The sequence below is a fragment of the Risungbinella massiliensis genome (assembly GCF_000942395.1).
Lineage (GTDB): Bacteria > Bacillota > Bacilli > Thermoactinomycetales > Thermoactinomycetaceae > Risungbinella > Risungbinella massiliensis.
Window position 1 is genome coordinate 228710 of the sequence record NZ_LN812103.1, and the last position, 24989, is coordinate 253698.

Consider the following 24989-nt stretch of genomic DNA (forward strand, 5'->3'; position numbering starts at 1 on the left):
CCACTACTTAGGTGGTTAGACTATTGTGTTTATAGTAATCTTTTTTGTAGTCTGGACAGCAAATATATTTCTGTTCCCGTCTTCTATTCCTTTTTCCATGTAGAAGCGACTTTATTTGCATATGGTCTAGGACTTCTGGGATTGTCTTTCATCTACAAAGTGATCAATGCAATGATATATAAGAAGCTACAGGAGGCAGATTGACAAATGGAAAACTGGATCACAGATTTTATGAGTGAATATGGATATGTAGGTATTTTTCTATTAATCGCACTAGAAAACATTTTTCCACCAATTCCATCTGAGGTGATCCTTACTTTTGGCGGATTTATGACTACCTCTTCTGATCTAAGCATACTAGGAGTAGTGATTGCTTCTACCCTAGGTTCTGTAATAGGAGCTTGTATTTTGTATGTTATAGGATTACAGCTAGATGTAGAGCGGATGGAAAAAATTGTGGATCGATGGGGTCATATTCTTCGTTTAAAGAGAGAGGATATTTACAAAGCGGACAATTGGTTTGATAAATACGGTATCTGGACGGTTTTAATCTGTAGGATTGTTCCGTTAATAAGAAGTCTTATCTCGATCCCTGCGGGTATGTCTAATATGAATTTTGGCCTGTTCTTGCTATTTACCACAATTGGCACGTTGGTTTGGAATATCGTGTTGGTCAATGTTGGGGCAAGTGTGGGGGATAATTGGGAAAGCATTGTGGAATACGTTGGTGTTTATTCGAATGTGGTATATGTATTGCTAGGTGTAGGCGCTATAGCAGCTGTAGGTTTGTTTTTAAAGAAGAAGTTTTAAGTAGATAGTGTATTTGATCTTAGTCCTATCTGATCTAGAAGTACAAGCCCATGTAATCGTAACGATGATTACATGGGCTTGTTTTTTTATTTATCCTAACTTATCTACCGATTTCGATGGCATGGTAGCGACTCTTCGCTGTACAAAACGTTCCATCCGCTTCATTGCTTCTCGAATTTTCTCCATAGATGTCGCATAGGAACAGCGGATAAAACCTTCTCCACTTGGTCCAAAAGCGGTACCAGGAACGACTGCAACTTGTTCCTCATGAAGTAGTTCTTCTGCAAACGTATAGGAGTCGAGTCCTGTTGCTTGAATGGAAGGGAACACGTAAAAGGCTCCAAGTGGAGTAGGACAAGTAAGTCCCATATGATCGAGTGTGCTTGTGATATACCGACGCCGCTGATCGTATTGCGATACCATTGCGTGACACTCGGCCAACCCATTACGCAGTGCTTCGAGAGCTGCTACTTGGCTCATGATGGGAGCACAAAGAGCAGTATATTGATGAATCTTGAGCATCCCGGTTAATAGAACTTTAGGAGCGGCAATAAATCCGAGTCTCCAACCAGTCATCGCAAATGATTTGGAGAAACCATTGAGATGAATGGTATGTTCTTTCATTCCTGGAATGGCTGCAAAGGATTCATGCTGTCCACGGTAAGTTAGTTCCGCATAGATCTCATCAGAGATGACGATTAGTTCGTGCTTGCGAACCAATTCAGCAATTTCTAGGTAGTCTGAATGGGTCATGATCGCACCTGTTGGGTTATTGGGATAACAGAGGATGATTGCTTTGGTGCGACTGGTTATTTTTCTCTCTAGTTCTTCAGCGCGCAATTTAAACCCATGTTTGGCATGTGTTGCCACTGGTACTGCAACTCCACCAGCTAATTCAATACAAGGAGCATAGGAAACATAACTTGGATCAGGAACAAGTACTTCTTCTCCTGGAGTGAGAATAGTGCGTAATGCGAGATCAATTGCTTCACTGGCACCAAAGGTTACTAAAATTTCTGAACTGGCCTCATAAGATAAAGAAAATCGTTCATGAAGATATTTAGCAATCTGCTCTAGGAGTTCGGGCATTCCCTGATTGGAAGTATAGCTTGTCATTCCTGCTTCCAAGGAATGTACTACTGCTTCACGGATGTGCCATGGAGTTACAAAGTCTGGTTCTCCTACTCCGAGTGAAATGGCGTCTGGCATCTGTTGGACCAAATCAAAAAAACGGCGGATTCCAGATGGTTGAAGGTTTTGTACTACAGGAGATATTTTGTCTTCTAGTTTCATATGGTTGCTCTAAGAGCGCACCTCCTCTGGTATTTGCCAATAAAAAGACTCCGTAAACCAATGTCGTCACGGAATCACCTGAATGCGACGGTCTGGTGGCGTTTCTTCCAAACGCACTCCGTCCTGTTTATATTTTTTCATTACAAAATGAGTGGTAGTACCGACCACAAATTCGAGTGGCGCCAGTTTTTCGGTCACAAAACGTCCTACAGCTTCGAGACTATCTACTTCTAGTTGTATAGACAAATCATAGGCACCAGACATGAGATAGACATTCTGCACCTCATTGTAGAGATAAATTCGCTTGGCAATTGCATCAAATCCATAGCCTTGTTGAGGTGTCACCTTCACATCAATTAGCGCTGTAACACGCTCTATCCCAGCTTTTTTCCAATCGATGAGGGCTTGTTTTTTGATGAGGATTTTTTCGGCTTTTAGCTGGTCGAGTATTTCGGTAATAGTCTCTTCAGATTCTCCTATCGTACGAGCTAGTTCAGGTACGGTGAAGTCTGCATCTTGCTCTAATAATGAAAGTATCTCTAATCGTATCGAATCCGTCATCTCATCCACCCCCTTGGAAAGAAAAGCATATCTTTTTTGCATTTTATCATAGAGAAGGGAGAGGAGGAAGCAGTGAGGTTGAATAGCATCTAAGAGTATGATGGCGGTTTCAAGAGGAATATTTTTCTTTTAAGTAATTTCCAACTGCATATAAGAACATAGGACCAAATAAGACTAGCAGCACGAGACTTATTCCTTTGCTTTGAGGAGTGAGTTCTGCTAGTAGTAAATAGAGTAACGCACCAAATACAGGAAAAGCCGTTAGAATTGCTACTGTCAATGGGGTTAGTTTTTGCATATCGAATCTCCTTTCATCGTTTATATATTGAGATTGTAGTATTTGATTTCGGAGCACTCTGTGAATTTGTTCTGATGAGATGGTTCATGAAAAAAGTCAGAGAGAATGTACAACACGATCGTAATCGATAAACTAGTTCAGAAACTATAAAAAGAACATTCTTTGATTAAATTATAACAAAATTCTAATATATATTGGGAAGGCTAAATCTGGAGTATGGCTCCAAAACCCCAGATTTAGCTATCGAATAATAGATTTATACTTTTCTTAATCACGAAACATATTTTTTAAGATAAACAATGCGTTTGCCGGTCGTTCAGCAATTCTTCTCGTAAAATATGGGTACCAATCTGTACCAAATGGGGTATAAACTCGTACACGATACCCTTCTTTTACTAGGTTGCGTTGTAATCCATTTCGTACTCCGTACAGCATCTGAAACTCAAATAAATCTTGCGAGATCTTTTCTTGTGCTAGCCAGATCTTCAACTCTTCAATTATTTTCTCATCATGTGTGGCGATCCCTGTATAGCAGCCATTTTGTAAATGTGTTTGAACCAAACGTAGATAATTCTCATCTACATCCTTTTTTTGTGGATAAGCTACTTCGGGAGGCTCCTTATAGGCACCTTTGACAATACGGAGATTGACGCCCTTTTTCCCGAGAGCTTCTACATCTTCGATCGAGCGATAGAGGTAGGATTGGATTACGAGTCCCACATGTTCTTTGCCATACCGTTCGAGCAAGGTGAGAAAAATATTCATGGTTTGTTCAAGGAAGGGAGTATCTTCCATATCGATACGGACGAAGTTGCTTGTCTCTTTTGCTTTGGCAACAATTCGATCCATATTGTCTAAGCAAAAAGCAGGATCTAGGGCTAAGCCTAGTTGAGTTAACTTGACAGAAACATTAGAATGTAAGCGCTCTCTTTTTATTGCGTCAAAAATTTCCAATACTGCGTTGGTAGCAGTGGTTGCTTCTTCTCGATTTTCGACACTTTCCCCTAGATGGTCTAGAGTGACGACAAGATTTTCCCGATTTAATGAGTGAACCATATCCAAGGAGGCGTTGAGTGATTCTCCGGCTACAAAGCGGGCAGCGCCCAGTTTCATTCCGTATTTCATGGCGAACGATTTGACTAGTCTATTACCAGATACAGATAAAACCAATTTCCGCGAAATGGACATTTCAATCCCACCTAACTTTTCGGTTCATAACTTTTACAATTATAGCGAAAAGATTAGAAATTAGACAATATCAAAATGTAAGCGATTGCAGAAAAATAGAGAACTGCGATACAATGACAAAGGAACTGACAGATTTGCTTAAGGGGGAAAGAAATTATGGTTGTAGATTTTAAAAATGAAGCATTCACCGACTTCTCCGTAGAAGAAAATCGTCTTGCTTTTCAAGAAGCATTGGAAAAAGTGAAATCGCAGTTTGGTCAACATTATCCTGTTATCATCGGTGGAGAAAAAATCGAAACCGTTCAGAAAAGAGAGTCACTGAACCCATCCCATCTAAGCGAAATCGTAGGGATTGTCTCAGAAGCAAATGAAGATCTAACCGAAAAAGCAATCCAAGTGGCATATAAAACGTTCGATACATGGAAAAAAGTAGATCCAGCAGCACGTGCTCGCCTTTTGTTCCGCACAGCACATCTCATGCGTCGTCGTAAACACGAATTTTCAGCATGGATGGTAGCAGAAGCTGGGAAAAGCTGGGTGGAAGCGGATGCTGATACAGCGGAAGCGATTGATTTTCTAGAATTTTATGGTCGCGAAATGATCCGACTGAACGATCGTCAGCCATTGACTCGTATTCCAGGCGAAGATAACGAACTGACCTACATCCCACTTGGCGTAGGAGCCGTGATTCCGCCTTGGAATTTCCCTCTTGCCATCACTGTTGGTATGACTATGGCAGCAGTGGTAGCTGGCAATACAGTTGTCCTCAAGCCAGCTTCGCCGACAAATGTAATTGCAGCCAAATTTATGGAGCTGCTAGAAGAAGCAGGAGTTCCAGATGGCGTGGTTAACTTTGTTCCAGGAGAAGGTGCAGCAGTCGGGGAATATATGGTGAAACACCCATTGACTAGGTTTATCTCCTTTACTGGGTCTCGTGCAGTAGGTTTGCGGATCAATGAACAGGCTGCCAAGACAGCACCAGGACAGAAGTGGATTAAGCGAGTAGTAGCAGAAATGGGCGGAAAAGATGCGATCGTGGTCGATGCTGAGGCGGACATCGAACTAGCAGTCGATTCCATTGTGAAGTCGGCATTTGGCTTTGCTGGTCAGAAATGTTCTGCTTGTTCCCGGGCGATTATTCATCAAGATGTGTATGATGAAGTGCTAGAAAAAGTGGTTGCCAGAACGAAGGAACTAAAAGTAGGTTCCACCTATGATCCAAGTATTGCGCTTGGTCCTGTTGTGGATGAAAAGGCGTATAACAAGATTCTAGAATACATCGAGGTCGGCAAATCAGAAGGTCGCCTTCTCGCTGGTGGAGCAAAAGCCGAAGGAAATGGGTACTACATTCAACCGACCGTTTTTGCGGATGTAGAACCACATGCCCGCATCTCCCAAGAAGAGATCTTTGGTCCAGTGGTAGCCTTCCACAAAGCAGACAGTTTTGAGCATGCTTTGGAGATTGCTAATAATACCGAGTATGGGCTGACTGGTGCAGTAATCACCAAAAATCGCCAACACCTAGAGACAGCACGGGAGGAGTTCCATGTGGGCAACCTCTATTTCAACCGTAAGTGCACAGGTGCGTTAGTCGGAACCCATCCATTTGGTGGATTTAATATGTCTGGTACAGACTCTAAAGCAGGCGGTCGTGATTACCTACTATTATTTACGCAACCAAAGATGGTTTCGGAAGCGTTCTAGAGAAAGAATAGACTTGGAATAAAATGAATCCGATATTGCGGCATTCCTCTAAGGATTGCCGCTTTTTTGGTATGATAAAGGAAGAATATTTGCAATTGGGGAGTCAAAAAAGAAATCTGTCTGGTTGAGTAATTCTATCAAGGAGAAAGAAAGTCAAGATAGGCTATACAAGAACATACCAAGTCTAGCTAGATTTTTGTTAGAAGAGTTTACATACAGACAGTTTCTAGAAAAGAGAACACCTAGGTGGTCTTAACCCCGTCAAGTAGACACTAGATAAAAGGCATCCTAAGCGGCGATCGCTTCCCGGAATTCCACTGGGGATCGGTCGCCAAGTTTTTTTTGGAAACGTTCCTTGTTGTAATATTCGATGAACTCAGCAATCATATTGCGTGCAGAAGTCTCATCTTTTGGTTCCTCTAAATAAAGTTTTTCTGTCTTTAGATGGGAGAAAAAGGACTCTATACAGGCATTGTCAAAGCAATTTCCCCTCCGCGAGTGGCTTCCAATGAAGCCACGTTTTTTTAACAATGCCGCATATTGTTTGGACGTATACTGGAATCCTTGATCAGAGTGAAGAAGAGTTCCATCCCCTGTTTCTAAGCGATAAACAGTGTCTAACACTAGTTGGAGATCGTTTCTCGAAGAAAGTTCCCACGCAATAATTTCATTATTAAATAGATCTGTTACAGCGGATAGATAGACAAAATGGTCTCCAATTCGTACATACGTGATATCCGTTGCAAGCTTTTGTCTGGGAGCCTCTGCATAAAAATTACGAGCCAGTATGTTAGAGAACACAATGGATGGCTTACGCCCCATAAAGGGGCGTTTTTTGCGGATAACGGATCGAATACCGAGTTCACGCATTAATCTACGTACTTTCTTATGATTCACCACTATTCCTTCCCTACGTAGAGCAGTTCGCATACGAAAGTAACCGTAGTATGGACGGAGTCTGTGAATTGCTAATATATGCTCTTTTAAGTTTGCATCATTCGAGCTACGTCCGGCGCGTTGTATGTATTTTTTCCATTTGTAATATCCTGCACGTGAAACCTTCGCAATCTTGCAAAGTTGCGTAATGGTATATTGTTTGGAAAGCTCCTCAATGATTACAAATCGTTGTCCTTTTTCCAAGATCCCTCCCCGTGTAGATTTGGATTGAGCTTTTTTAGATATTCTACTTGGGCCTTTAGATAAGCGTTTTCCTCCTCAAGACTATTAAAATGTTTCTTAATCCAGCGACCTCGATAATCTTCAAACGACTCACCAGCTTTATACTTTTCGACCCAATTTTGAATTTGAGTTCGACTTCTGATCCCGAGTTTCCTTTGTATTTCACTATAAGGCATCTCCTCTTCTAAGAAGAGGCGCACTGCCTCCTTTTTTGTTTCTTCCGAATATCTTCTAAACTTTTGTCCTTTCTTAGCGGACATAAAAATCCCCTCCGGTTATAGCAGTGTCTATGAGAACATGTTAACATGTTCTCTTTTTTCACTGTCTACCGTAAGGGGATAATACCATAGGAGGATTACATATGTTGGACCGATTAAAAGCTAGTTTGCAATTAGATGGTATGGTAGTCGATACCGTACTCCAAGTAGGAGACGCGATACAAGGAGGTAGTTTGGCAGGGGAAGTACAACTAACCGGCGGAGCAGCTGATCAAACTATCAATCGTTTGGAGCTTACACTTGTTTCCATTAACTCTGACTCAGCATTTTACCAAGCAACTTTATCACTTTCCGAGGATCCCATCGAAATCAAAGCAAGAGAGCATAAGAATCTACCTTTTACTATGGAGATTCCTAGTTGGTTTCCAAGTACTTATTATGGTAGTTTCCGAGGATCGCTCTTTACACATGTGGACATCGAGTTCTCTTTTGATAGCTCCGACATCGATAAAGTAGTGGTAGAACCTCATCCAGCACTAGCGTATTTAGTAGATCAGATGGAAAAGGAGGTAAAACTCAAAAGAAGAGTAGTAGAGCATGAAGGGAGATATCAATCTTTTCAATATGACCAACCAGAAGAGTTGGAGATGAAGTTAGCATCGATTTCGATCCAGTATCATGGAGAGGGGAAATTGATATTGGAGTTTAAACGACCAAAAGTGGACGAATTTGCACTAGAAGAATCCAAGTTTGATTATGTGATCGGTACACAGGAATGGAAAGAGAAGACAGGAGCTATTGCACGATTTGTAAAAGAGAAAATAGATTCCTAAGAGTTTAGTTCAGGAGAGAAATGAATAAATAATTGGGCTCATCAAAAGTTTCTATATGCTCCTCCAGATGACCTAAAAGAGAGAGTAAGGAGTAGTGGAAGATGCGCTAGACTTAGATGAGCAAATATTTTCGTATCAAATCACCAGAGAAGAGGTACGTAAAAGAGTAATCGTCTTTCAGAATATATCCGTATGAAACAGAGTCGTTGAATAGCTTATAGACTTATTTTTTAAATCTTATGAAAGGATCACAAAGGTGATTAATTGAATGACAAAAGTACAGAAAATGGTAATTTTAGTTTTTTTTAGCGTCTTCTTTTTACTCGCTTGTTTTGGAGTTTATGAAGAAATGGGATCTGCTGGGTGGAATGGCTTTTCCTATGCTCTTTTTGTTGTGCCCTCTATCACAGTTTTGGTGGGCTTATCGATATTGTACATCGGACAATATCAAAGTCTTGGTAAGTATCTTCGTGCGGTTTGGGTTCCTGTTATTTTAGCAGAACTAATCCTTCTTATTTCAGGAGGAATCCATTATAAAAACTTACTAAGCAGAGAGGCTATCAAATGGTTGCAATTTGTTTTTCAACCAGATTTTTTCACTCAACTAGGGTTTATTTTGATTTTGCTAATGTGTCTATATGGATTGGTTTACCTTATTGGGAGAGTTTCGTTAAAAAAGGAAGGCAATTGAAGAGATTATTTTGTGGATTCCTACTAATAGGAAAGAGGATCGAAGATGGAGTGTATGAAGAATCATCCACCACCAAGCAACAACTCCAATATGCTGGATATTTGGAGTTTACTTAGTATTGATTCTACAATAAAAGAATATTTTTCTGGGAATAAGCTGTCTCTATATAATATTTATCATTTTTTAGAGGAGTGCAAAAGCTTAAATGAGGACTGGGATGAAGCATGTACCATGAATCATATTAGTTGTTTCAAATTAAAACCAGGTAATGTGGTTGAATTTACTTTTATCTCAAGCAGAATTTGTTATGAAATTCAGTATGATGAATACCAACAGTTAATCCATCACTTAGAAAAGGTGATGGAGTTGTATAATGCGAGAAATTAAACTATTCGTAAGGACTTTTCACACTCAAAAATGAATACACGTCCGTTAGAGAACTAACGGACGTGTATGGTAGATCTAACCGTGGGGTGTTGTTACTTCTTCTGCAACTTCTTCTGTCGCATCTGCTGCTGCTTCTCCTGCTCGATCTTCTCGTTGTAGTGCCTCACGATGATGACGGAAGCAATCGCCACCGTCACGTTGGTGACACTTCCAAACAGCTCTCCCTGAAGTGAGTTCACAATCGCAGAGAGGGCGTGCAGGATTCCGATGAGACCCCAGAGGACGACTCGGGTGTGGTTCGACATATGGTATCTCCTAAGTTGGAACGGATGTTTTTGTTGATTTGGGTTAGATCTACTAGTTCCTTTAACATGACGTTGAAGGAATATATTTATTTTATAGAATATTAGTTACTTAATCAAATGGTTTGTTTTCTATTTTTTGAAATCTCTTTGTTCAATAAATGTCTTCCGATCTTTTTTGTATTTCTCCAATTTCTAGGCATGTCTTGCGATCTTTGTCCATATATTGGACTAAGATCGTAGAAAGGGGAGTGGAGAATGTGGAAGACAAAAAAAAATATGAAGATAACCTACAAGAAGACCTAATGCCTGAAGAGATGGAGATGGAAGACAAAATGGCGGATGACTTTGATGATCAGATGCCATTTGAGGGAGTCGAGTTCGCAGAGAACCCAGAGCCTCGTTGTCCTTGTATACTACTACTCGATACTTCCGGTTCGATGAGAGGTGAGCCGATCGAAGAGCTGAATCAAGGGCTTGCTAGTTTCAAAGATGAGCTGATGTCAGATGACATGGCGATGAAGCGTGTAGAGCTAGCGGTGGTTAGTTTTGGTCCTGTTACAGTGGAATCGGAGTTTCAGACAGCAGATCAGTTCCAAGCCCCATATCTAACAGCAGAAAATGATACCCCAATTGGAGCAGCAGTCGATCAAGCTTTAAAGATGTTAGAAGAGCGCAAAGAACAGTATCGAGAAAACGGAATTGATTACTACCGTCCTTGGGTCTTCCTGATTACAGATGGTGCTCCAACAGATGACTGGCGGCGTGCGGCAGAGAAGATCCAAGCTGCGGAAGATGCCAAATCGCTTATGTTTTTCGCTGTAGGGGTCGATCGTGCCAATATGAAAATTTTAGAGGAGATCTCTGTTCGGGAGCCATTGAAGTTAAAAGGTTTGAAGTTCCGAGAGCTGTTTAGTTGGTTGTCTCATTCTCTAAGTACTGTTTCTCATTCCCAAATGGGTGAAACAGTAACGCTGACAAGCCCCGCTGGTTGGGGCAAAGTGGAATGAGCCGAACTTGGCGATACCTTTCTTCCACGGTTATCGGAGTTTCTCATGAGAAAGATGGGACCTCTTGCCAGGATGCCCATCAATGTCTCCTCCTCCCTTCTCGGGAAGGGGAGACTCTCTTTGTTTCGATCATAGCGGATGGGGCTGGGAGTGCCACCTATGGAAAAGAGGGCGCAACTCATATATGTAGATATTTTTTAGAGCGGATTCAATCTTTTCTGGAGCAAGATTCCTTGCAACATATAACCGAACGCCATATTACGGACTGGTTAGAACAATACCAATATGAAGTATCCCTTTGGTCCGCCTGTTGTCGGATGGAAAGTACCAACTTTGCTAGTACCTTACTCGGAGCCATCATCGGGGAGAATCGGGCTATATTCTGGCAGATTGGAGATGGAGCAATCGTGGTAAAGCAAAAAGAAAAACCAAATGCATATGAGTTGATCTTTTGGCCACAGCAAGGAGAGTATGCCAACCAGACTTATTTTGCCACACAGCCTGAGGCTTGTGCTCTTCTACAGTTTACTTCCCTTTCTACCGAATTGACCGATGTAGCACTCTTTACAGATGGTATTCAACGGTTAGCTCTTTCTTATGAGGATCAGTGTGCCTATGCACCTTTTTTTCGCCCGTTATTTGAGTTTTTGCACCATCCAGATTGGAATTGGATTGCAGGACAAAAGAAATTGGATCTCTTTCTTCAATCCAAGCAGATCAACAAGCGAACAGATGACGACAAGACACTCGTTATTGCATCACGCTACCTGAGTAGGGGAACCGATGATGAACAAGCTACTTACTAAACATAAGTACACAGATCAGCAGGGGCGAGAGATCTGGTCGGGAAATAAGATAGGCGAAGGTGGCGAGGGAGCTGTCTATGAGATTCGGAACCGACCAAATGAGGTACTGAAGCTCTACCATCAAGCATCGAGAGAGCAAGAAGCAAAACTCTGGGCTATGAAGAGGCTTCGAACAGAGCGTTTAGCACAATATACAGCTTGGATTATCGATTTAGTCTATCAAGATGAGAGAATGGTTGGGTATACACAGCCTTATTTAATAGGATATCGTCCTATCCATTTGCTCTACACACCCAAAAGTAGAACGGAAACATTTCCCAAGGCGGGAGTTCGATTTTTGCTCCATACTGCTACCAACATTGCACGTGCTTTCTCTGCTGTACATGCAGCGGGACAAGTGGTGGGAGATATCAATCATGCCAATTTATTTGTTTCAGATCTAGGTCTTGTTCGTTTCATTGATTGTGATAGTTTTCAAATACGACAAGGAGAGAAAAGCTTCGCTTGCGGTGTTGGGGTACCTACTTTTCAAGCGCCCGAATGGCAAGCGCAACAAGTGACAGAGCGTACCGACCAGCAAGATGCCTTTGGTCTGGCGGTACTCTTGTTTCACTTGCTTTATCTGGGAAGACATCCGTTTGCGGGAATAGGAGACAAAAAGGAGAGAAGTATCGAAATAGCGATTAAGGAGCGTGATTTCCTCTATAGTAAACAAAACTCGTGCCAAAAAAGAAAGCTTCCACCTGGAATGATCCCGTTTTCGCTTTATCCAAAAGAGATTCAAACCTTATTTGAAAAAGCTTTTTTAAGCTCCAATCCAGCTGATCGTCCTACGGCAAAACAGTGGGTCCATGTTTTGAATAGTGCAATGGAGAAGATGAAGAGTTGCGAGGATCATCCAAAGCATTTGTACGCCAGCTATTATCAAGACTGTCCTTGGTGTCGGGTCGAAGCACGTTGTGGAATTTTGTTTTTTTCTCATGGGACAGGCTCTCGTCAAAAGGTTCGTCTTCAGTCACCAGAGGAAATTTGGGCTCCTGTAACGAAAGATGCTTCTCCTTTTCCTAAGCTACCTAGCCCCAAGGAGATCCAGGTTCGACCTTCGCCTTCGGTAAGACATTATGTGCAAAAAAGACGAGGTTGGCGAAATGTTCGGATAGGAGTAGCCATTCTCTTGACAATAGTTGCCTTACAAACATCGCTCTTTTTTGGTATACCAGTAGCTCTGTTTCTAGCACTGCTAGACTGGAAACCGCGTAAGAGACTCAAACATCTTCATCGAATTTATCAACTAGCAGAGCAAGATTGGGTGAATGCAGTAAAAGAGTTCCAACTAGATCCAGAAAGAACAGGACAACATCATAGACAGCAACAATGGAAGCGACTCCAACAAGAGTATCAATCGATTGAGCGTTTGAAGAAGCAAAAATGGAGTTCTGTCCGCAGGGGTAAGATTCGTACATTACGAGAAATACACCTACGTCAATTTTCTGTTCGTAATTCTAAGCTTTCTACATTAACGGAAGGAAAACTAGCTCTTTTAGAGCAAAGAGGGATTTGGACAGCAGCAGACATACGACCTGCCGCTTTAGAGAATATTTCGGAGCTTGGTGTTGCAACCAAGGAGCAGCTTCTTCAATGGAGAAAGAAACTAGCAGTGCAGTTCACCCCCCCTGAAACAATTGGAATTCCAGAAGAGGTAAAGCAACAGATTATGAGGGAAGTGGAATGGAAGCATCGTCTTTGGCAACGAAAAGCGATCTTGGCTCGAAATCAATATTTACAATGGCAAAAATCTGTGAGGCATGTCTCCGATCAACGATTACCCAGTTTAGAAGAGAAGGCAAGACGACTAGCTCAGGCACAGAAGGATTATTTATTTCTTTTGACCAAGAGATAAATTATCATATATTCCCAATTCAATAGAAAATGATGTAAAAATTATCATGAGTAGTAGACGACTATTCGTACATCCGTTATCATCAAGAGGACTAAATAGGGGAAAAAGGTAGGTAGACGATGCAGGAATTTATCGCTTCCATTTTGGAATTTCTCTCAGAATTAGGTTATCTAGGTATTGCCATCGGATTAATGCTTGAAGTCATTCCGAGTGAAATAGTACTCGCATATGGTGGCTATATGATCAGTATTGGAGAGATCGGTTATGTAGGAGCAGTTATCGCTGGTACGATTGGTGGAGTACTGGCTCAACTTTTCCTCTACTGGCTTGGATACTATGGTGGTCGTCCAATGGTGGAGAAATACGGAAAATACATCCTGATCAAAAAAAGCCACTTGGACGTTGCAGAAAAGTGGTTCGAACGTTATGGTACGGGTGTCATTTTTGGAGCACGGTTTATCCCAGTAGTTCGCCATGCAATTTCCATTCCAGCTGGATTGGCGAAAATGTCAGCAACACGCTTCACGATCTTGACTACGTTAGCGATCATTCCTTGGTCGATCGGATTCCTTATGCTTGGTGAACAGCTAGGCAGCAATTGGGCTTCCGTGAAAGAAGTTTCGGGAGAGTATGTTAGTGAGATCGCGATTGGTGTTGTAGTAATCTTTATTTTGTACTTTGGATTTCAGATTTGGTCTAAAAAGAAAAAAGAAAAACAAGCCAATGTTTGATGCTTTAAGGTAAGATAGAGGGGAAAAGGAGGCGGAGCAGCGTATGATTACTGGATGGGAATGGCTACTCATCGTATTCGTTGCATTGCTACTCTTCGGACCCAAAAAGCTTCCAGAACTAGGTCGTGCTATTGGAAAAGGGCTACGCGAGTTCAAACAAGCTACCTCAGGGATGTTAGATGAAGAGGACAAAGCAAAAAAAGCAGCATCTGAAAGTAAATAAATAATGCAGATCAAAAAAGAGCGTCCCCCTTCTATAAATAGGAGAAAGAGGCGCTCTTTGTCTTGAAAGGCTTGGAAAAATTAACGGATACCCGAAGCTAGCTTTCGATTGTATCTTTTTACCGAAATAAGTCCCCATATCATACAAATAGGATGAGTTAAGAAAAGAGAAAATCCAAGTGTGAAGAATGCTAAAATACCTTCCACTATGAACATGATAATAAATGCCGTAACAGAAGTGTACAACAAACCAAAACAACCTAAGAAAAAGGTCAAAATAAGAGAGACACCAGTACTTTTCATGGGAGCAATAACAATAGTCTTAGACATAGGAAAACTCCTTAATTTTCATTCGGAATGTTTTACAAATACAAATCCATTTACATATAATATCAAATTTTTATAAAAATTAATAATGATTATATTGAAGATTGTGTTCAGTTATATAGTTTATATGTTAAAAGCTCCCTACAAAATATGTAGGGAGCTTTTGGGTCATTTATCCTTTTTCTTGACTTGATAGATTCCTACGAATAGAAGGAGTGATCTTTTCTTGAAAATAAAATTTGCACTGTAATAGATAGAGAAACAGAATTCCAACAAGACTGAGAATACCAAATAAAGACCAGCCGACAGAGGTACTACTATCCGTTGCATAAGCACCGATAAAATTTCCCAATGACCCACCAATACCATAGGAAAGTCCATAAAAGACACCAAAGTAAGAAGAGTAATCTTGTGGTTTCGTTTGCTCAATCACAGCAAGGTCGGTTGATGGCATCGAGATCGTTTCACCAAACGTAAAACAGAGGAGACAAAGAAAAGCCCACCAGATAAAGCCTGTGACGGGTAGCGCAAATATGCTTGTTGCCATAATTAGCATACCGATCGTTATCATTTGGAAAGAGTGGTATTGAATAAACGTTTTACGTAGCCAGAACATGAGAAGATAACTTAAGAGACAGTTAACCGGAATGACTGCTTGCATCCAAAAATCACTTTGGGTAGTGCGGAAAAGCTGTACAGGGAATGTTACATAGAGTTGAACATAAAGCATCCAGTAGAAAATCATCGAAACGGTATAGAACAGAAATGGTTTGTTACGCAAGATCTCTCGATAGGTTTGCCAAGTGACCTTGTTCTGTTTCACTCTAGGAATCTCCTGATAAAAATACCAGAATCCCAAAAAGAGTAAACCAAATAAAATGGCAGATACCAAAAAAGTTGTGCGTTGATCGATCGACCACGAAAGCCCACCGATGATTGCTCCTAGCAACGCTCCAAGGTTGATCGCCTGATGAAAATAAGTGAATGCTGTTTTGCGTTCTTGTTCTCGTAATGATCCCAAGCTAGCACGCAGAGCAGGTTCTAACGAAGCGGACCCCAGTCCATAGAAGAGACTTACGAGGAGTAGCAGAGGAAAGGAGGAGAAGAATGAAAAACATATTAGACTGATAAGACAGAGGAGACAACTACAAAGCAAGGTGAGGGGAAGTCCGATCCGAGCAGTGACCGTTCCAGTAATGATCGGGAACAGATCGCTCAGGGTGATGAAAAGGGATAAAAGTATCCCTGCTTGCAAGGGGGACAAGTGCAATGTTTCGATCAGGTAGACCGAGAAAAATGGGAGAACTACATATCTTCCCATATTCAACCCAAGAGTTGCGCCAATCATCAGTCTCGCAAATAGCGGAAACTGCTTCAGGGAACGCATAAATCACCTCTCTAGATGTAGTATAGCAGATGTCTGACTAGTACAAAAAGAGTGTCTTTTCATTTCATAAATAGGGAAATACAATTTTCGGATTTCCCACATTTTCTTGATCAGTCACTTTATTCAGAGTAAATTAATTAGAAAATGTACATGATAGTCTAGAGGCTGTAGTGCGTATGTTAGCTCTGAGTGTCTCTTGCCCATGTTTTGTGAATCATTTGTTTATTTCTGTCATTAGGACAAACGAGTAATAAATATGGTAAGGGTAAATTGCTTTTAAAAGAGGTGTATTGATTGGCGGATCAACGAAAAAGAAAGTTTACCTGTACAAAGACATACCGTCCCTTTCATAGTCGATATGATCCATGCAAACCGATAGGGAAAAAATATTACTCTACTCCTCCCAACCTCTATATCGGATTTCAGCCTCCGAATTTGCCGCAATTTTCACCGCAAGAAGCATTAATGAAGGGGACGTTATGGCCTGCATTCTGTGACTACTACGAAAATCCGTATAAAGAGAAAGAGAGGGACAAAGGGTGAAACAGCTACCTCCAGAGTATTACCAGCGTTTAGAAGAGATTCAAGCTGTTGATTTTGTACTGGTAGAACTAACTCTCTATTTAGATACTCATCCAGATGACCAGCATGCTTTACAACAGTTCAATCAGTGCGCACATCATAGTCATCGGCTCAAACATGCTTTTGAAAAGAGATTTGGTCCGTTGCAACAATACGGAAATAGTTTTACAAATCCTGATTATTGGAGTTGGGGAGCGACTCCTTGGCCATGGCAGGTATAGGTTAAAGAGGGGGAGAAACCATGTGGATTTATGAGAAAAAGCTTCAGTATCCGGTAAGAGTAAGCACTTGTAACCCAACGCTTGCCAAGTATCTGATCGAGCAATATGGTGGTGCGGATGGTGAGTTGGCTGCGGCACTTCGTTATTTAAATCAGCGTTATACGATTCCAGATAAAGTGGTAGGGTTGTTAACGGATATCGGAACAGAAGAGTTTGCCCATCTGGAGATGATTGCGACGATGGTTTATAAATTAACAGTTTCTTTTTTGCTACTAATTTATTATAATTATCTCACAATTAGATCATTCAATAACAAGGAGTTGCAGAAATGGAAACAAAGAAAACCGTTGCTGTTTACGTCCGTAAGTCAAGAGAGGAAGAAACAGAGGATACACTGAAAAGACAACAAGCCGTTCTCACGGAACTTTGTGAGCGTAACAATTGGAATTATGACGTTTACACAGAAGTAGGAAGCTCTCAAGAGTTGGACAGACCAGAGCTTCAAAAAATGCTCTCAAGAGTTAAACTGTTTCATTATGACGCTGTTGTTTCATCTGACCAAGACCGTTTGAGTCGTAACGTTGGACACTTAGACCAAATCAAACAAACTCTTGTGAACGCTGGTTGTTTGTTTGTCACTCCGTCAAGAATTTATGATTTCAAAAAGGATGACGACGACTTTATTTCAGACATTCAAAGTGTTCTCTCAAAGCAAGAATACCAAAAAATCAAAGCTCGTCTCATTAGAGGAAGCAGACAGTCAGCTCGCGATGGTAACTGGTTAGGAAAAAAAGCTCCGATTGGTTACAAGTATAATAGAGATACCAAGAAGCTTGAGCTGTCAGAAGACTCTCCGGTCATTGAAAAAATATTCCAGCTTTATGTTGACGGACTATCGACAAAAGATATTGCGTACAAGTTCTCTAATGAAAGAGTAAAGACCTTAGTCAATATGACCTGGACACCAGCTGGTGTTACAAGACTCCTTTCAAATGTTGTTTACGCTGGTCACTCCCTCTATGGAAAGACAAACCAAAAGAAGATTGACGGAAAACGTATTACAGCATATACAGACGAATCTGAGCAAATTCTGGTTGAAAATACTCACGAACCTATTGTTTCCCAAGAGTTGTTTGACCAAGTCCAGCAATTAAAGAAAGAACGTAACTCAAGACCTCCAGCTCTCAAGCTCGGAAAACACAAATTCTCGGGTCTTATTCGTTGTGGTATTTGTGGAGCTGTTCATTCATTTCAGACAAGCAGATACAACAGAAAGAGAATTTCAAGTTGCCAAACAAGAACATATACAACTGGAAACTCTTACACTGTTTGTCCAAACAAAGGAGCGAACCTTTCAGAGTTCGAGGAACTGTTTTATTCCTACTTCTCACAGCATGTCAAACAACTGGAACAATATGTTGACTTGATCAAAGCGAACGGTACAAATGACGCTCCAGACTATGCTCAAGAAATCGAATCAAAGATAAAGCAAATTGCAAAGCTGAACAACGACATTAGAAGAGTCCAACAAGGTTTTATGATGGAGATTTTCACACAAGCAGAAGCAAGAGTTCAAATTCAACAGCTAAAGCAACAGATCAAAATATTAGAGGAACAAGTCAACGAACTCAAGGAATCTGGGAATGTCACAGAGTTGGACAGAGTGGAACTCACACTCGAAAAAATGAAACGCTTTTTGACACATGGAGACAAACTACCAGAAAGGGAAGCAAACACAATCTTGTTGGAATTGATGGAGACAATTGTGTATACAAAAACAGACAAAGAAATGAGTATCAAAATTGTAATGAAGTAAACTTTTTCAAAGTAATGGACAAGCTTTCTGTTCCTACTGTCTGGAACTGAATAGCTTTTTTCTTTGTCAGCTTTACCACTAACAAAAATTTTTTATATAAATTTCTCAAGGTTTCATCAAAAAGATACACCCATGTTCTTGGTGTGGGAGGTCAACGAGTCGTTTAAGGATATTTTGCTGGGGGTTTGTTTGAATGCATCAATTACTCTTGATCACTTTGATTAAAATACCTGCCAAAAAAGTGATCACCGAGCCAATTATCCCTATCACTATTGATGACACAAGAAACCATGAAATAAAAATTAAAAGAGAGTACGGAATGTTTACTTTTCCTGTGGCTGGATCGAAAAAATCCCCTTGTGGGTTATGATCAAAGGCATCATACAACGCCATAGTAGTCATAACCAAGCCCAGACCAAGTGAAAGGTTTAGAACCCAGCGGAGACCACAGCAAGGGAGTACCCACCCATATACCCCCTCTTTGAATTTTCTTGTGTGTGAAGTTTGCTCTTTGTGTTCGTTTGCTGTGTTGTTCATTGTATCCGTTCAAGTTTGTCAACTGTTAAACTGTCTGTTGTTTGTCAAGAACTGAACCGTTAAAGGGAAATATATTGTTTTTCTGTCTTGAAAGATTAAAAGAAAGATTCTCCAATCAAGCGGTTGGGAGCTTCGCTTAAGAAGCATACCTATCAATATTGAATTATCTCTATCAATATATTGAATGGTTTTAGAAAAAAGCTTCGCTCACAGCTGGAAGTTGTGGAAGCTGTGGAATTGTTTTTTAAGTCTTTCAATACGGTTATATAAAACATCATCACCAGCTCCAACTCACTCCATTGTGTGTGATAGGACAACTTGCCACCTACATACATTGAACGGAGGAGCTGGGGACATGAACAAACAACTGGAGGAGCTTTTGAAAGACAAACCGTTGACGTTCAAGGGAACAATTGAAGGCAAGGGAACGGTCAGAGTTTACGGTTCCCTTGACCTTGAAAAGCTTGTCAAACTATTATTGCAGAGCAAGTCAATTCAATGTTGAACGCTCTGATTTTTCTTTGCTATTAGTTGCTAAAAACACATAGTTTATAAATTGACTAAAGATGCTACTCCGCAGCAATTACGTGATGCGGGATTAGGAGAACACTATGCTAACCATGATGCGGCATTATTTTATCACAATGCGGCAGGTGTTCCTTTTACGGCTACCTATATTCAAGCAAAGGGAGATCCGATTGCTGACCTCTATGAAGATATTGCAGCAGAGGAAAAAGCAAGAGCTACATACCAGTGGCTTATTGACATGTCAGATGATCCAGACTTAAATGATGGTTTGCGATTCTTAAGAGAACGGGAAATTGTCCATTCACAACGTTTCCGTGAAGCAGTGGAAATATTGAAAGAAGAGCGGGATCGGAAAAAGTTTTTTTAGATGGTTCTGCATAATGTTTACCACTAGAAAATGCACAGCTTTGTTAGATGTTGGCTGACTGGCTTCAGCCGTGTAAACTCTTTTGAATATTTAGTTAACAATGAAATTTGTAAGGCATGGAAAAATCGACTGTTATGTAAATAGTCGATTTTTCCATGCCCTATTGTGTAGTAGTTTTGAGTAAAGGCAGAAAGTCTCATGTTGGAATTACTTTCCTTTATATGAAATCATTCTGAATGCTTGATTTCGTGTTTAATTTGTTCTATTCGTTTTTTCCCCCAGTCATACATCATCTCTACAATTGGTACTAAAGTCATTCCGAGTTCGGTCATGGAGTATTCGACTTTAGGAGGAATTTCGGGGAAAACCTCTCTATGAACTATTCCATCTTCCATCAATTCACGTAATTGGTTGGTTAATATTTTATGAGATATTTTTGGGAAAAGTCTCTGTAGCTCACTGAACCGATGTGGTCCTTCCACGCCTAAATGCCATAAAATTACGATTTTCCATTTTCCACTTATAATCGATAAGGTAAGTTCCTTTTCACAGTTAAAATCCTTATTTAATATTTTTTCTATAATTTCCTGCCGTAAGTTATCTGACATAGATTCTTAACTCCTTATTCTAAGAAACGATAGTTACCTATTGGTAACCTTCTTACAAAAAAGTGCATTCTTCCTAATGTAATCATTACAGGATAGAATTTATTTTGTCTTAAGAGTATGTTGCATCACAGAGGGTTAATGCAACAATTCTTTGCCTAGGGGCGAATCGATTTTTTAATTCAGGAGGCAAACACTATGAGTAAAAAAGCATTATTTATTATACCGCCAGAACGTTTTAATGAAGATGAATTGTTTCATCCAAAAGAAGCATTGGAAAGTGCAGGAGTTAAGGTAACTATCGCAAGTACCATAACAGGGGAAATAACAGGTGACTATCAAGGCGTAACAAACGCTGAAATGATTTTCTCTGATGCTTCAGTCAGTGATTATGATCTTGTAGCTGTTATTGGAGGATCAGGTACCAATGATTATCTATGGGGAAATCAAGAGTTACTAGATTACTTGAAACAAGCTCATGAGCAAAAAATTCTGGTAACAGGAATTTGTGCAGGAGCTGTTACGGTAGTGAAAACAGGGTTACTTTCTGGACGCGAAGCAACATGCTATCCAGTTGATGTACAGATTAACGAATTGAAGGCTAACAATGTAGAGTACGTTGTCCAACACGTTGTTGCTCATGATGACATAATCACAGGTGATGGTCCAGATGGTGCCAAAGAATTTGGTAAGAGCTTAGTCAAAGTTTTGAGTTAGTTCTTATTCTATTTCCATTTCTTAGTATCAAATGATGTTCCTAGAAATATGGAATCTCTATTGATAAGATTTGGATCGTTAAGAGAAAAAATCGCTACATCCCTTTTTGGGACGTAGCGATTTTTTAATGTTTAACAACAACGACGAATGCTTCCGCCACCGTATTTTTCATCATTACGTGTCCGATGGAATTCTTTTTCACACATGGGAGTCTCGTTCGGATGGTGTTCTTTTAAATGAGCAACATATGCCTCGTAGTTTGGGACACCTGCGATCGCCTGCAGATACTGCGAAAGTCCCCGGATCGCTTTTCGCAAGAATTCCATGAAAGATCAACCTCCAATCGAGGAAGATTGATTCGGGATATACGGCGATTCTTGGAGTGGCAGATCTCTTTTTTGTACTAGTTTTTGATACCAGACTCTCATAGAATCTCCTAAGATAATCAGAACTAGCACCATAAAGACCCCAGTAAGAACTGCGTCGATCTGATTGTTTAAGATAATTTGTTCCATCTGTTCGACCGATTTAGCAGGTCCAATGATATTTCCAGATTCTAGAGCCGTAGCATATTTGTTTGCAGCTGCTAAGAAGCCAATCGCAGGGCTTTCATCAAAGAGCTTTTGATATCCAGCGGTCATCGTGACGATCGTGAGCCATGTAAGTGGAACGAGTGTGATCCAGGAATAGACTGCTTTGCCCATTTTGATCAGGATTGTAGTTCCGACGGCAAGTGCTAATACGGCGAGCATTTGATTGGCGATTCCAAAGAGTGGCCATAGGGTGTTAATGCCGCCAAGTGGATCAATTACGCCTTGGTAGAGGAAATAACCCCAACCCGCGACGATTAATCCGCTGGCTAGTATATTGGCAGGATAGTAGTCTGTTTGTCCTAGTTTTGGAGAGATACGACTGAGTAGATCTTGTAAGACAAAACGACCTACCCTTGTTCCGGCGTCGATGGTAGTTAAGATAAAGACTGCTTCAAATAGAATGGCAAAGTGATACCAAAAGGCCATAAAAGCTGGGCCACCCAAGAAGCTAGAGAAGATCGTTGCCATCCCAACCGCTAGCGTTGGAGCACCACCTGTTCGAGAGAGAATAGTAGATTCGCCGATATCATCCGCTAGTTGATCTAAGTCTTGTGGAGTAATGGTAAAGCCCATATTGGTGACAGCGGCAGCAGCGGAGGTAGTGTCTGTCCCGATGATCGCCGCCGGACTGTTCATGGCAAAATAGGTTCCTGGTGTGAGGACACATGCAGCGATTAAAGCCATGATCGCAACAAAGGACTCAGTCAACATTCCTCCGTATCCAATTGCGGTAGCATGTGATTCTCGTTGAATCATTTTTGGAGTAGTACCAGAAGAGACCAATGCATGGAAACCAGAAATAGAACCACATGCGATGGTGATAAAGACGAATGGGAATAGGTTGCCAGAAAAGACAGGGCCTGTCCCATCAATAAATTTGGTGATTGCCGGCATGGATAGCTCTGGCATCACGATCAAGATCCCAAGCGCTAATCCAAAGATGGTTCCGATTTTTAAGAAGGTACTTAAGTAATCGCGGGGAGTAAGCAAAAGCCAAACAGGAATAACAGAAGCGACAAAACCATAAATGATCATCATCCATGTGATAGTGGTACCTTCAAAGGTGAAAGCAGGACCCCAAGTCGGATGTTCTGCAACAAATTGACCAGCTACGAGAGCAAGGATCAAGAGTACAAAGCCAATTACAGAGGCTTCCAATACTTTTCCGGGTCGCAAGTAGCGCATATAGATCCCCATCAAGAAGGCAATCGGAATCGTCATAGCGAGGGTGAACATACCCCAAGGGCTTTCCGCCAGTGCTTTTACTACCACTAAAGCTAGTACAGCAAGTAAGATGATCATAATGGCCAAGATGGCGATTAGAGCAGTAAAGCCACCAACTGGTCCGATCTCTTCTCGTGCGATCTCTCCAAGAGATTTCCCATTACGACGCATCGAGCCAAAGAGAATAATAAAATCTTGAACCGCTCCACCGAGCACTACCCCGATTACGATCCAGAGTGTTCCGGGAAGATAGCCCATTTGAGCTGCCAAAATGGGACCAACGAGCGGACCTGCACCTGCGATTGCCGCAAAGTGATGACCAAACAATACCCATTTATTTGTGGGAACGAAATCTTTTCCGTCGTTGTGTACTTCAGCGGGTGTTTTTCTATTGTCGTCCAATTCAAAAACTTTTCTTGCCATAAAACGACTATAAAATCGATAAGCGACAGCATACGTACAGACGGCAGCGGTAAGTAACCATAAGGAATTGATCGTTTCACCACGTTTTAACGCAAGAAAGCCAAACGCAGCAGCTCCAAGGATCGAGATAAGTGCCCAAATTACATAAGATAGCCATCGCTTCCCATTCATACGAATACAATCCTTTCATATTGAAATAATATAGAATAGTTGTAGATTATTTATTTAATAATATTTTATATTTGGACAATTTATATTAGTTTATTTATTATTTTTTCATATTATTGTAACCAATTTGTCTAATTAATGAAAGCGATTTCTAATAAAAGGGAATGAGCATGTTGAAATGTGCCTAAAACCGGGTATGTTTAACTTTGATTTATGCAACAAGCTAAAGGAATAATAAGAATTACATATTAGAGAGGGAATTGTTGTTTTTTTAATATAAAACTACTTGCAATATCTTTCTTGTTTTATTCTAGTGTGGAAGAGGAACGTTAGTACTAGTTACTTTCCTTTTGATATGGAGTGGAATAATGAATGAACACGATAGATCGCATTACTACTAAAAATATGACCATTGGAATTCAACTGCCACTAGATCAGATTCAAGGAGAAGAAGAACAAAAAAGACGAAGAGAAGAGGGAGTGCCTTTTCCTTATGGTGTTCCGGATTGGACCAACCATGCCAAATACGCAAAAATGGTGGATCAACTTGGATTTGCGGCTATCTGGATGAGAGATGTTCCTCTATATGACCCATACCGCTATGGGGATGCTGGACCTGTCTTTGATCCAATTGTTTATTTAGGATACCTTTCCGCGATTACTCAACAAGTGGTACTTGGAACGGGAGCGATTGTTCTAACTTTGCGTCATCCAATTCATGTGGCAAAAGCGGCTGCGACTATCGATCAACTTTCAAAAGGGAGACTGCTTTTAGGTATTGCAACTGGAGATCGCCCTGTAGAATTTCCGATATTTGGTGTGGATCGCAGAGATCGAGGAGTAGATATAGTAGAAAATGTGTCGTTCATTCAAAAGGCTTGGCAGGATGGCCCCCTTTTTGAGAATGGTGTAGAGCTATTACCTAAACCTTATCAAGATACCATTCCGATAGTAATGGCAGGACGTGGCTCACAGACGATTGACTGGATAGCGCAAAATTTAAACGGATGGTTTGATTATCCAAGAGGAATCGGTGAGACCAAGCGACAGATTGAGAAATGGAAAAAGGCTCTTACAGAGGCGAAGATCGCAGAGAAAAAACCATACCTATCTAATTTTCATCTTCAACTACACGAGAATCCAGAACATCCTCTTGAATCGCTTCGATTTGGGGGGATTATCGGACGTAATGCCCTCATTCGTTATCTTCATAAATTAGAAGAGATTGGATTAGATCATTTAGTTTTCCATCTAAGTAATTCAGAGCGCACGATTCCAGAGGTACTAGAAGAGCTAGCAGAATTTGTTTTACCAGAGTTTCCAACACATGAGATATCGAAATAATTTTTACGAGAGGTTTG

28 protein-coding genes and 2 pseudogenes are annotated in these 24989 nt (G+C 40.8%); 19 read left to right on the forward strand and 11 right to left on the reverse strand.

Annotated features, from left to right (window positions below; genetic code table 11):
* The first annotated feature begins 207 nt into the window (after window positions 1-207).
* Complete coding sequence (locus VJ09_RS12150; protein WP_044641983.1) at window positions 208-810, forward strand: DedA family protein; 603 nt, start codon at window positions 208-210, stop codon at window positions 808-810.
* Between the two features lie 90 nt (window positions 811-900).
* On the opposite strand, the gene VJ09_RS12155 is transcribed toward VJ09_RS12150, so the two are convergent.
* The 4 genes from VJ09_RS12155 to VJ09_RS12170 form a co-directional block, all read right to left on the reverse strand.
* Complete coding sequence (locus VJ09_RS12155) at window positions 901-2103, reverse strand: aminotransferase class I/II-fold pyridoxal phosphate-dependent enzyme (RefSeq protein ID WP_044641984.1); 1203 nt, start codon at window positions 2101-2103, stop codon at window positions 901-903.
* 66 nt (window positions 2104-2169) lie between these two features.
* Entirely contained in the window at window positions 2170-2664 is a 495-nt protein-coding gene (locus VJ09_RS12160; protein ID WP_044641985.1) for an Lrp/AsnC family transcriptional regulator, read from the reverse strand.
* A gap of 109 nt (window positions 2665-2773) precedes the next feature.
* Complete coding sequence (locus VJ09_RS12165) at window positions 2774-2962, reverse strand: hypothetical protein (RefSeq protein WP_044641986.1); 189 nt, start codon at window positions 2960-2962, stop codon at window positions 2774-2776.
* A gap of 267 nt (window positions 2963-3229) precedes the next feature.
* Window positions 3230-4150 carry a proline dehydrogenase family protein gene (locus tag VJ09_RS12170; RefSeq protein ID WP_052807377.1) on the reverse strand — a complete coding sequence of 307 codons (921 nt, stop codon included), beginning with the start codon at window positions 4148-4150 and terminating at the stop codon, window positions 3230-3232.
* Between the two features lie 156 nt (window positions 4151-4306).
* On the opposite strand from VJ09_RS12170, the gene pruA reads away from it, so the two are divergent.
* Window positions 4307-5854: an L-glutamate gamma-semialdehyde dehydrogenase gene (gene pruA, locus VJ09_RS12175; RefSeq protein ID WP_044641987.1), complete on the forward strand. Its 1548-nt coding sequence runs from the start codon at window positions 4307-4309 to the stop codon at window positions 5852-5854.
* 288 nt (window positions 5855-6142) lie between these two features.
* Here the strand turns inward: pruA and VJ09_RS12180 are convergent.
* Window positions 6143-7293 (reverse strand): IS3 family transposase gene (locus VJ09_RS12180; protein WP_147635393.1). Its coding sequence is split into 2 segments (ribosomal slippage): window positions 6143-7032 and window positions 7032-7293, totalling 1152 coding nucleotides; the frame shifts between segments, so codons are not numbered across the junction.
* A gap of 101 nt (window positions 7294-7394) precedes the next feature.
* Between VJ09_RS12180 and VJ09_RS12190 the strand changes: the two genes are divergently transcribed.
* From VJ09_RS12190 to VJ09_RS12200, 3 genes are all read left to right on the forward strand, one after another.
* Window positions 7395-8084, forward strand: a complete 690-nt coding sequence (locus VJ09_RS12190; RefSeq protein WP_044641988.1) for a sporulation protein — start codon at window positions 7395-7397, stop codon at window positions 8082-8084.
* Window positions 8085-8352: 268 nt separating this feature from the next.
* Window positions 8353-8775, forward strand: coding sequence for a hypothetical protein (locus VJ09_RS12195; protein WP_044641989.1), 423 nt, complete (start codon window positions 8353-8355; stop codon window positions 8773-8775).
* Between the two features lie 45 nt (window positions 8776-8820).
* Window positions 8821-9162, forward strand: a complete 342-nt coding sequence (locus VJ09_RS12200) for a hypothetical protein (protein ID WP_044641990.1) — start codon at window positions 8821-8823, stop codon at window positions 9160-9162.
* 92 nt (window positions 9163-9254) lie between these two features.
* Here VJ09_RS12200 and VJ09_RS12205 read toward each other — a convergent pair whose 3' ends face one another.
* Entirely contained in the window at window positions 9255-9467 is a 213-nt protein-coding gene (locus VJ09_RS12205; protein ID WP_044641991.1) for a hypothetical protein, read from the reverse strand.
* 257 nt (window positions 9468-9724) lie between these two features.
* Here VJ09_RS12205 and VJ09_RS12210 point away from each other — a divergent pair, with 257 nt between their 5' ends.
* The 5 genes from VJ09_RS12210 to VJ09_RS12230 all read left to right on the forward strand — a co-directional run bounded on the left by VJ09_RS12210 (window position 9725) and on the right by VJ09_RS12230 (window position 14134).
* On the forward strand, window positions 9725-10474 hold the full coding sequence (locus tag VJ09_RS12210) for a vWA domain-containing protein (protein WP_230199151.1): 750 nt from the start codon (window positions 9725-9727) through the stop codon (window positions 10472-10474).
* On the forward strand, window positions 10471-11280 hold the full coding sequence (locus VJ09_RS12215) for a PP2C family serine/threonine-protein phosphatase (RefSeq protein WP_044641992.1): 810 nt from the start codon (window positions 10471-10473) through the stop codon (window positions 11278-11280). Before VJ09_RS12210 ends, VJ09_RS12215 begins: the two co-directional genes overlap by 4 nt.
* Window positions 11258-13180, forward strand: a complete 1923-nt coding sequence (locus VJ09_RS17680) for a protein kinase domain-containing protein (protein ID WP_082050552.1) — start codon at window positions 11258-11260, stop codon at window positions 13178-13180. The genes VJ09_RS12215 and VJ09_RS17680 overlap by 23 nt, the downstream gene beginning before the upstream one ends.
* Before the next feature lie 119 nt (window positions 13181-13299).
* A complete protein-coding gene (locus VJ09_RS12225) occupies window positions 13300-13911 on the forward strand; it encodes an undecaprenyl phosphate transporter UptA (RefSeq protein WP_044641993.1) in 612 nt (203 codons plus the stop codon).
* A gap of 43 nt (window positions 13912-13954) precedes the next feature.
* Window positions 13955-14134 (forward strand): twin-arginine translocase TatA/TatE family subunit, encoded by a 180-nt coding sequence (locus tag VJ09_RS12230; protein ID WP_044641994.1) that lies wholly within the window; start codon window positions 13955-13957, stop codon window positions 14132-14134.
* Window positions 14135-14214: 80 nt separating this feature from the next.
* Here the strand turns inward: VJ09_RS12230 and VJ09_RS12235 are convergent, their stop codons facing one another.
* Window positions 14215-14463: a hypothetical protein gene (locus VJ09_RS12235; RefSeq protein ID WP_044641995.1), complete on the reverse strand. Its 249-nt coding sequence runs from the start codon at window positions 14461-14463 to the stop codon at window positions 14215-14217.
* A 169-nt stretch (window positions 14464-14632) separates the two neighbouring features.
* Window positions 14633-15847 carry an MFS transporter gene (locus tag VJ09_RS12240; protein ID WP_044641996.1) on the reverse strand — a complete coding sequence of 405 codons (1215 nt, stop codon included), beginning with the start codon at window positions 15845-15847 and terminating at the stop codon, window positions 14633-14635.
* Window positions 15848-16141: 294 nt separating this feature from the next.
* On the opposite strand from VJ09_RS12240, the gene VJ09_RS12245 reads away from it, so the two are divergent.
* From VJ09_RS12245 to VJ09_RS12265, 7 genes and pseudogenes are all read left to right on the forward strand, one after another.
* Window positions 16142-16390: a spore coat associated protein CotJA gene (locus VJ09_RS12245; protein WP_044641997.1), complete on the forward strand. Its 249-nt coding sequence runs from the start codon at window positions 16142-16144 to the stop codon at window positions 16388-16390.
* Window positions 16387-16650: a spore coat protein CotJB gene (locus tag VJ09_RS12250; protein ID WP_044641998.1), complete on the forward strand. Its 264-nt coding sequence runs from the start codon at window positions 16387-16389 to the stop codon at window positions 16648-16650. Before VJ09_RS12245 ends, VJ09_RS12250 begins: the two co-directional genes overlap by 4 nt.
* 20 nt (window positions 16651-16670) lie before the next feature.
* Window positions 16671-16907: pseudogene (gene cotJC, locus VJ09_RS12255) on the forward strand (spore coat protein CotJC); the annotation flags it as partial.
* Between the two features lie 71 nt (window positions 16908-16978).
* Window positions 16979-18466, forward strand: coding sequence for a recombinase family protein (locus VJ09_RS12260; RefSeq protein WP_044641999.1), 1488 nt, complete (start codon window positions 16979-16981; stop codon window positions 18464-18466).
* A gap of 193 nt (window positions 18467-18659) precedes the next feature.
* Entirely contained in the window at window positions 18660-18836 is a 177-nt protein-coding gene (locus VJ09_RS18485; RefSeq protein WP_154662362.1) for a hypothetical protein, read from the forward strand.
* A 522-nt stretch (window positions 18837-19358) separates the two neighbouring features.
* Window positions 19359-19508: a hypothetical protein gene (locus VJ09_RS18490; protein ID WP_154662363.1), complete on the forward strand. Its 150-nt coding sequence runs from the start codon at window positions 19359-19361 to the stop codon at window positions 19506-19508.
* 39 nt (window positions 19509-19547) lie between these two features.
* Window positions 19548-19898, forward strand: a pseudogene (locus VJ09_RS12265) (manganese catalase family protein); the annotation flags it as partial.
* A gap of 227 nt (window positions 19899-20125) precedes the next feature.
* On the opposite strand, the gene VJ09_RS12270 reads toward VJ09_RS12265, so the two are convergent.
* A complete protein-coding gene (locus VJ09_RS12270) occupies window positions 20126-20506 on the reverse strand; it encodes a winged helix-turn-helix transcriptional regulator (RefSeq protein ID WP_044642000.1) in 381 nt (126 codons plus the stop codon).
* Window positions 20507-20701: 195 nt separating this feature from the next.
* Here VJ09_RS12270 and VJ09_RS12275 point away from each other — a divergent pair, with 195 nt between their 5' ends.
* Window positions 20702-21220, forward strand: a complete 519-nt coding sequence (locus VJ09_RS12275) for a DJ-1/PfpI family protein (RefSeq protein WP_044642001.1) — start codon at window positions 20702-20704, stop codon at window positions 21218-21220.
* Between the two features lie 131 nt (window positions 21221-21351).
* Here VJ09_RS12275 and VJ09_RS12280 read toward each other — a convergent pair whose 3' ends face one another.
* Together VJ09_RS12280 and VJ09_RS12285 are read right to left on the reverse strand one after the other, a co-directional pair.
* Window positions 21352-21546, reverse strand: a complete 195-nt coding sequence (locus VJ09_RS12280) for a YbdD/YjiX family protein (protein WP_044642002.1) — start codon at window positions 21544-21546, stop codon at window positions 21352-21354.
* A 6-nt stretch (window positions 21547-21552) separates the two neighbouring features.
* Complete coding sequence (locus tag VJ09_RS12285; protein WP_044642003.1) at window positions 21553-23631, reverse strand: carbon starvation CstA family protein; 2079 nt, start codon at window positions 23629-23631, stop codon at window positions 21553-21555.
* Between the two features lie 369 nt (window positions 23632-24000).
* On the opposite strand from VJ09_RS12285, the gene VJ09_RS12290 reads away from it, so the two are divergent.
* On the forward strand, window positions 24001-24972 hold the full coding sequence (locus tag VJ09_RS12290) for a TIGR03571 family LLM class oxidoreductase (RefSeq protein ID WP_044642004.1): 972 nt from the start codon (window positions 24001-24003) through the stop codon (window positions 24970-24972).
* The last annotated feature ends 17 nt before the right edge of the window (window positions 24973-24989 follow it).

What these genes read in the sequence shown, in the direction of transcription:
- VJ09_RS12160 (WP_044641985.1), bottom strand. Translation starts at nt 2,664, where the DNA reads ATGACGGATTCGATACGATTAGAGATACTTTCATTATTAGAGCAAGAT.
- VJ09_RS12190 (WP_044641988.1), top strand. Translation starts at nt 7,395, where the DNA reads ATGTTGGACCGATTAAAAGCTAGTTTGCAATTAGATGGTATGGTAGTC.
- VJ09_RS12280 (WP_044642002.1), bottom strand. Translation starts at nt 21,546, where the DNA reads ATGGAATTCTTGCGAAAAGCGATCCGGGGACTTTCGCAGTATCTGCAG.
- VJ09_RS12270 (WP_044642000.1), bottom strand. Translation starts at nt 20,506, where the DNA reads ATGTCAGATAACTTACGGCAGGAAATTATAGAAAAAATATTAAATAAG.
- VJ09_RS12200 (WP_044641990.1), top strand. Translation starts at nt 8,821, where the DNA reads ATGGAGTGTATGAAGAATCATCCACCACCAAGCAACAACTCCAATATG.
- VJ09_RS12165 (WP_044641986.1), bottom strand. Translation starts at nt 2,962, where the DNA reads ATGCAAAAACTAACCCCATTGACAGTAGCAATTCTAACGGCTTTTCCT.
- VJ09_RS12150 (WP_044641983.1), top strand. Translation starts at nt 208, where the DNA reads ATGGAAAACTGGATCACAGATTTTATGAGTGAATATGGATATGTAGGT.
- VJ09_RS17680 (WP_082050552.1), top strand. Translation starts at nt 11,258, where the DNA reads ATGATGAACAAGCTACTTACTAAACATAAGTACACAGATCAGCAGGGG.
- VJ09_RS12290 (WP_044642004.1), top strand. Translation starts at nt 24,001, where the DNA reads ATGAACACGATAGATCGCATTACTACTAAAAATATGACCATTGGAATT.
- VJ09_RS12285 (WP_044642003.1), bottom strand. Translation starts at nt 23,631, where the DNA reads ATGAATGGGAAGCGATGGCTATCTTATGTAATTTGGGCACTTATCTCG.
- VJ09_RS12230 (WP_044641994.1), top strand. Translation starts at nt 13,955, where the DNA reads ATGATTACTGGATGGGAATGGCTACTCATCGTATTCGTTGCATTGCTA.
- VJ09_RS18490 (WP_154662363.1), top strand. Translation starts at nt 19,359, where the DNA reads ATGAACAAACAACTGGAGGAGCTTTTGAAAGACAAACCGTTGACGTTC.
- VJ09_RS12205 (WP_044641991.1), bottom strand. Translation starts at nt 9,467, where the DNA reads ATGTCGAACCACACCCGAGTCGTCCTCTGGGGTCTCATCGGAATCCTG.
- VJ09_RS12260 (WP_044641999.1), top strand. Translation starts at nt 16,979, where the DNA reads ATGGAAACAAAGAAAACCGTTGCTGTTTACGTCCGTAAGTCAAGAGAG.
- VJ09_RS12240 (WP_044641996.1), bottom strand. Translation starts at nt 15,847, where the DNA reads ATGCGTTCCCTGAAGCAGTTTCCGCTATTTGCGAGACTGATGATTGGC.
- VJ09_RS12195 (WP_044641989.1), top strand. Translation starts at nt 8,353, where the DNA reads ATGACAAAAGTACAGAAAATGGTAATTTTAGTTTTTTTTAGCGTCTTC.
- VJ09_RS12225 (WP_044641993.1), top strand. Translation starts at nt 13,300, where the DNA reads ATGCAGGAATTTATCGCTTCCATTTTGGAATTTCTCTCAGAATTAGGT.
- VJ09_RS18485 (WP_154662362.1), top strand. Translation starts at nt 18,660, where the DNA reads ATGCATCAATTACTCTTGATCACTTTGATTAAAATACCTGCCAAAAAA.
- VJ09_RS12275 (WP_044642001.1), top strand. Translation starts at nt 20,702, where the DNA reads ATGAGTAAAAAAGCATTATTTATTATACCGCCAGAACGTTTTAATGAA.
- VJ09_RS12170 (WP_052807377.1), bottom strand. Translation starts at nt 4,150, where the DNA reads ATGTCCATTTCGCGGAAATTGGTTTTATCTGTATCTGGTAATAGACTA.
- VJ09_RS12235 (WP_044641995.1), bottom strand. Translation starts at nt 14,463, where the DNA reads ATGTCTAAGACTATTGTTATTGCTCCCATGAAAAGTACTGGTGTCTCT.
- VJ09_RS12215 (WP_044641992.1), top strand. Translation starts at nt 10,471, where the DNA reads ATGAGCCGAACTTGGCGATACCTTTCTTCCACGGTTATCGGAGTTTCT.
- pruA (WP_044641987.1), top strand. Translation starts at nt 4,307, where the DNA reads ATGGTTGTAGATTTTAAAAATGAAGCATTCACCGACTTCTCCGTAGAA.
- VJ09_RS12155 (WP_044641984.1), bottom strand. Translation starts at nt 2,103, where the DNA reads ATGAAACTAGAAGACAAAATATCTCCTGTAGTACAAAACCTTCAACCA.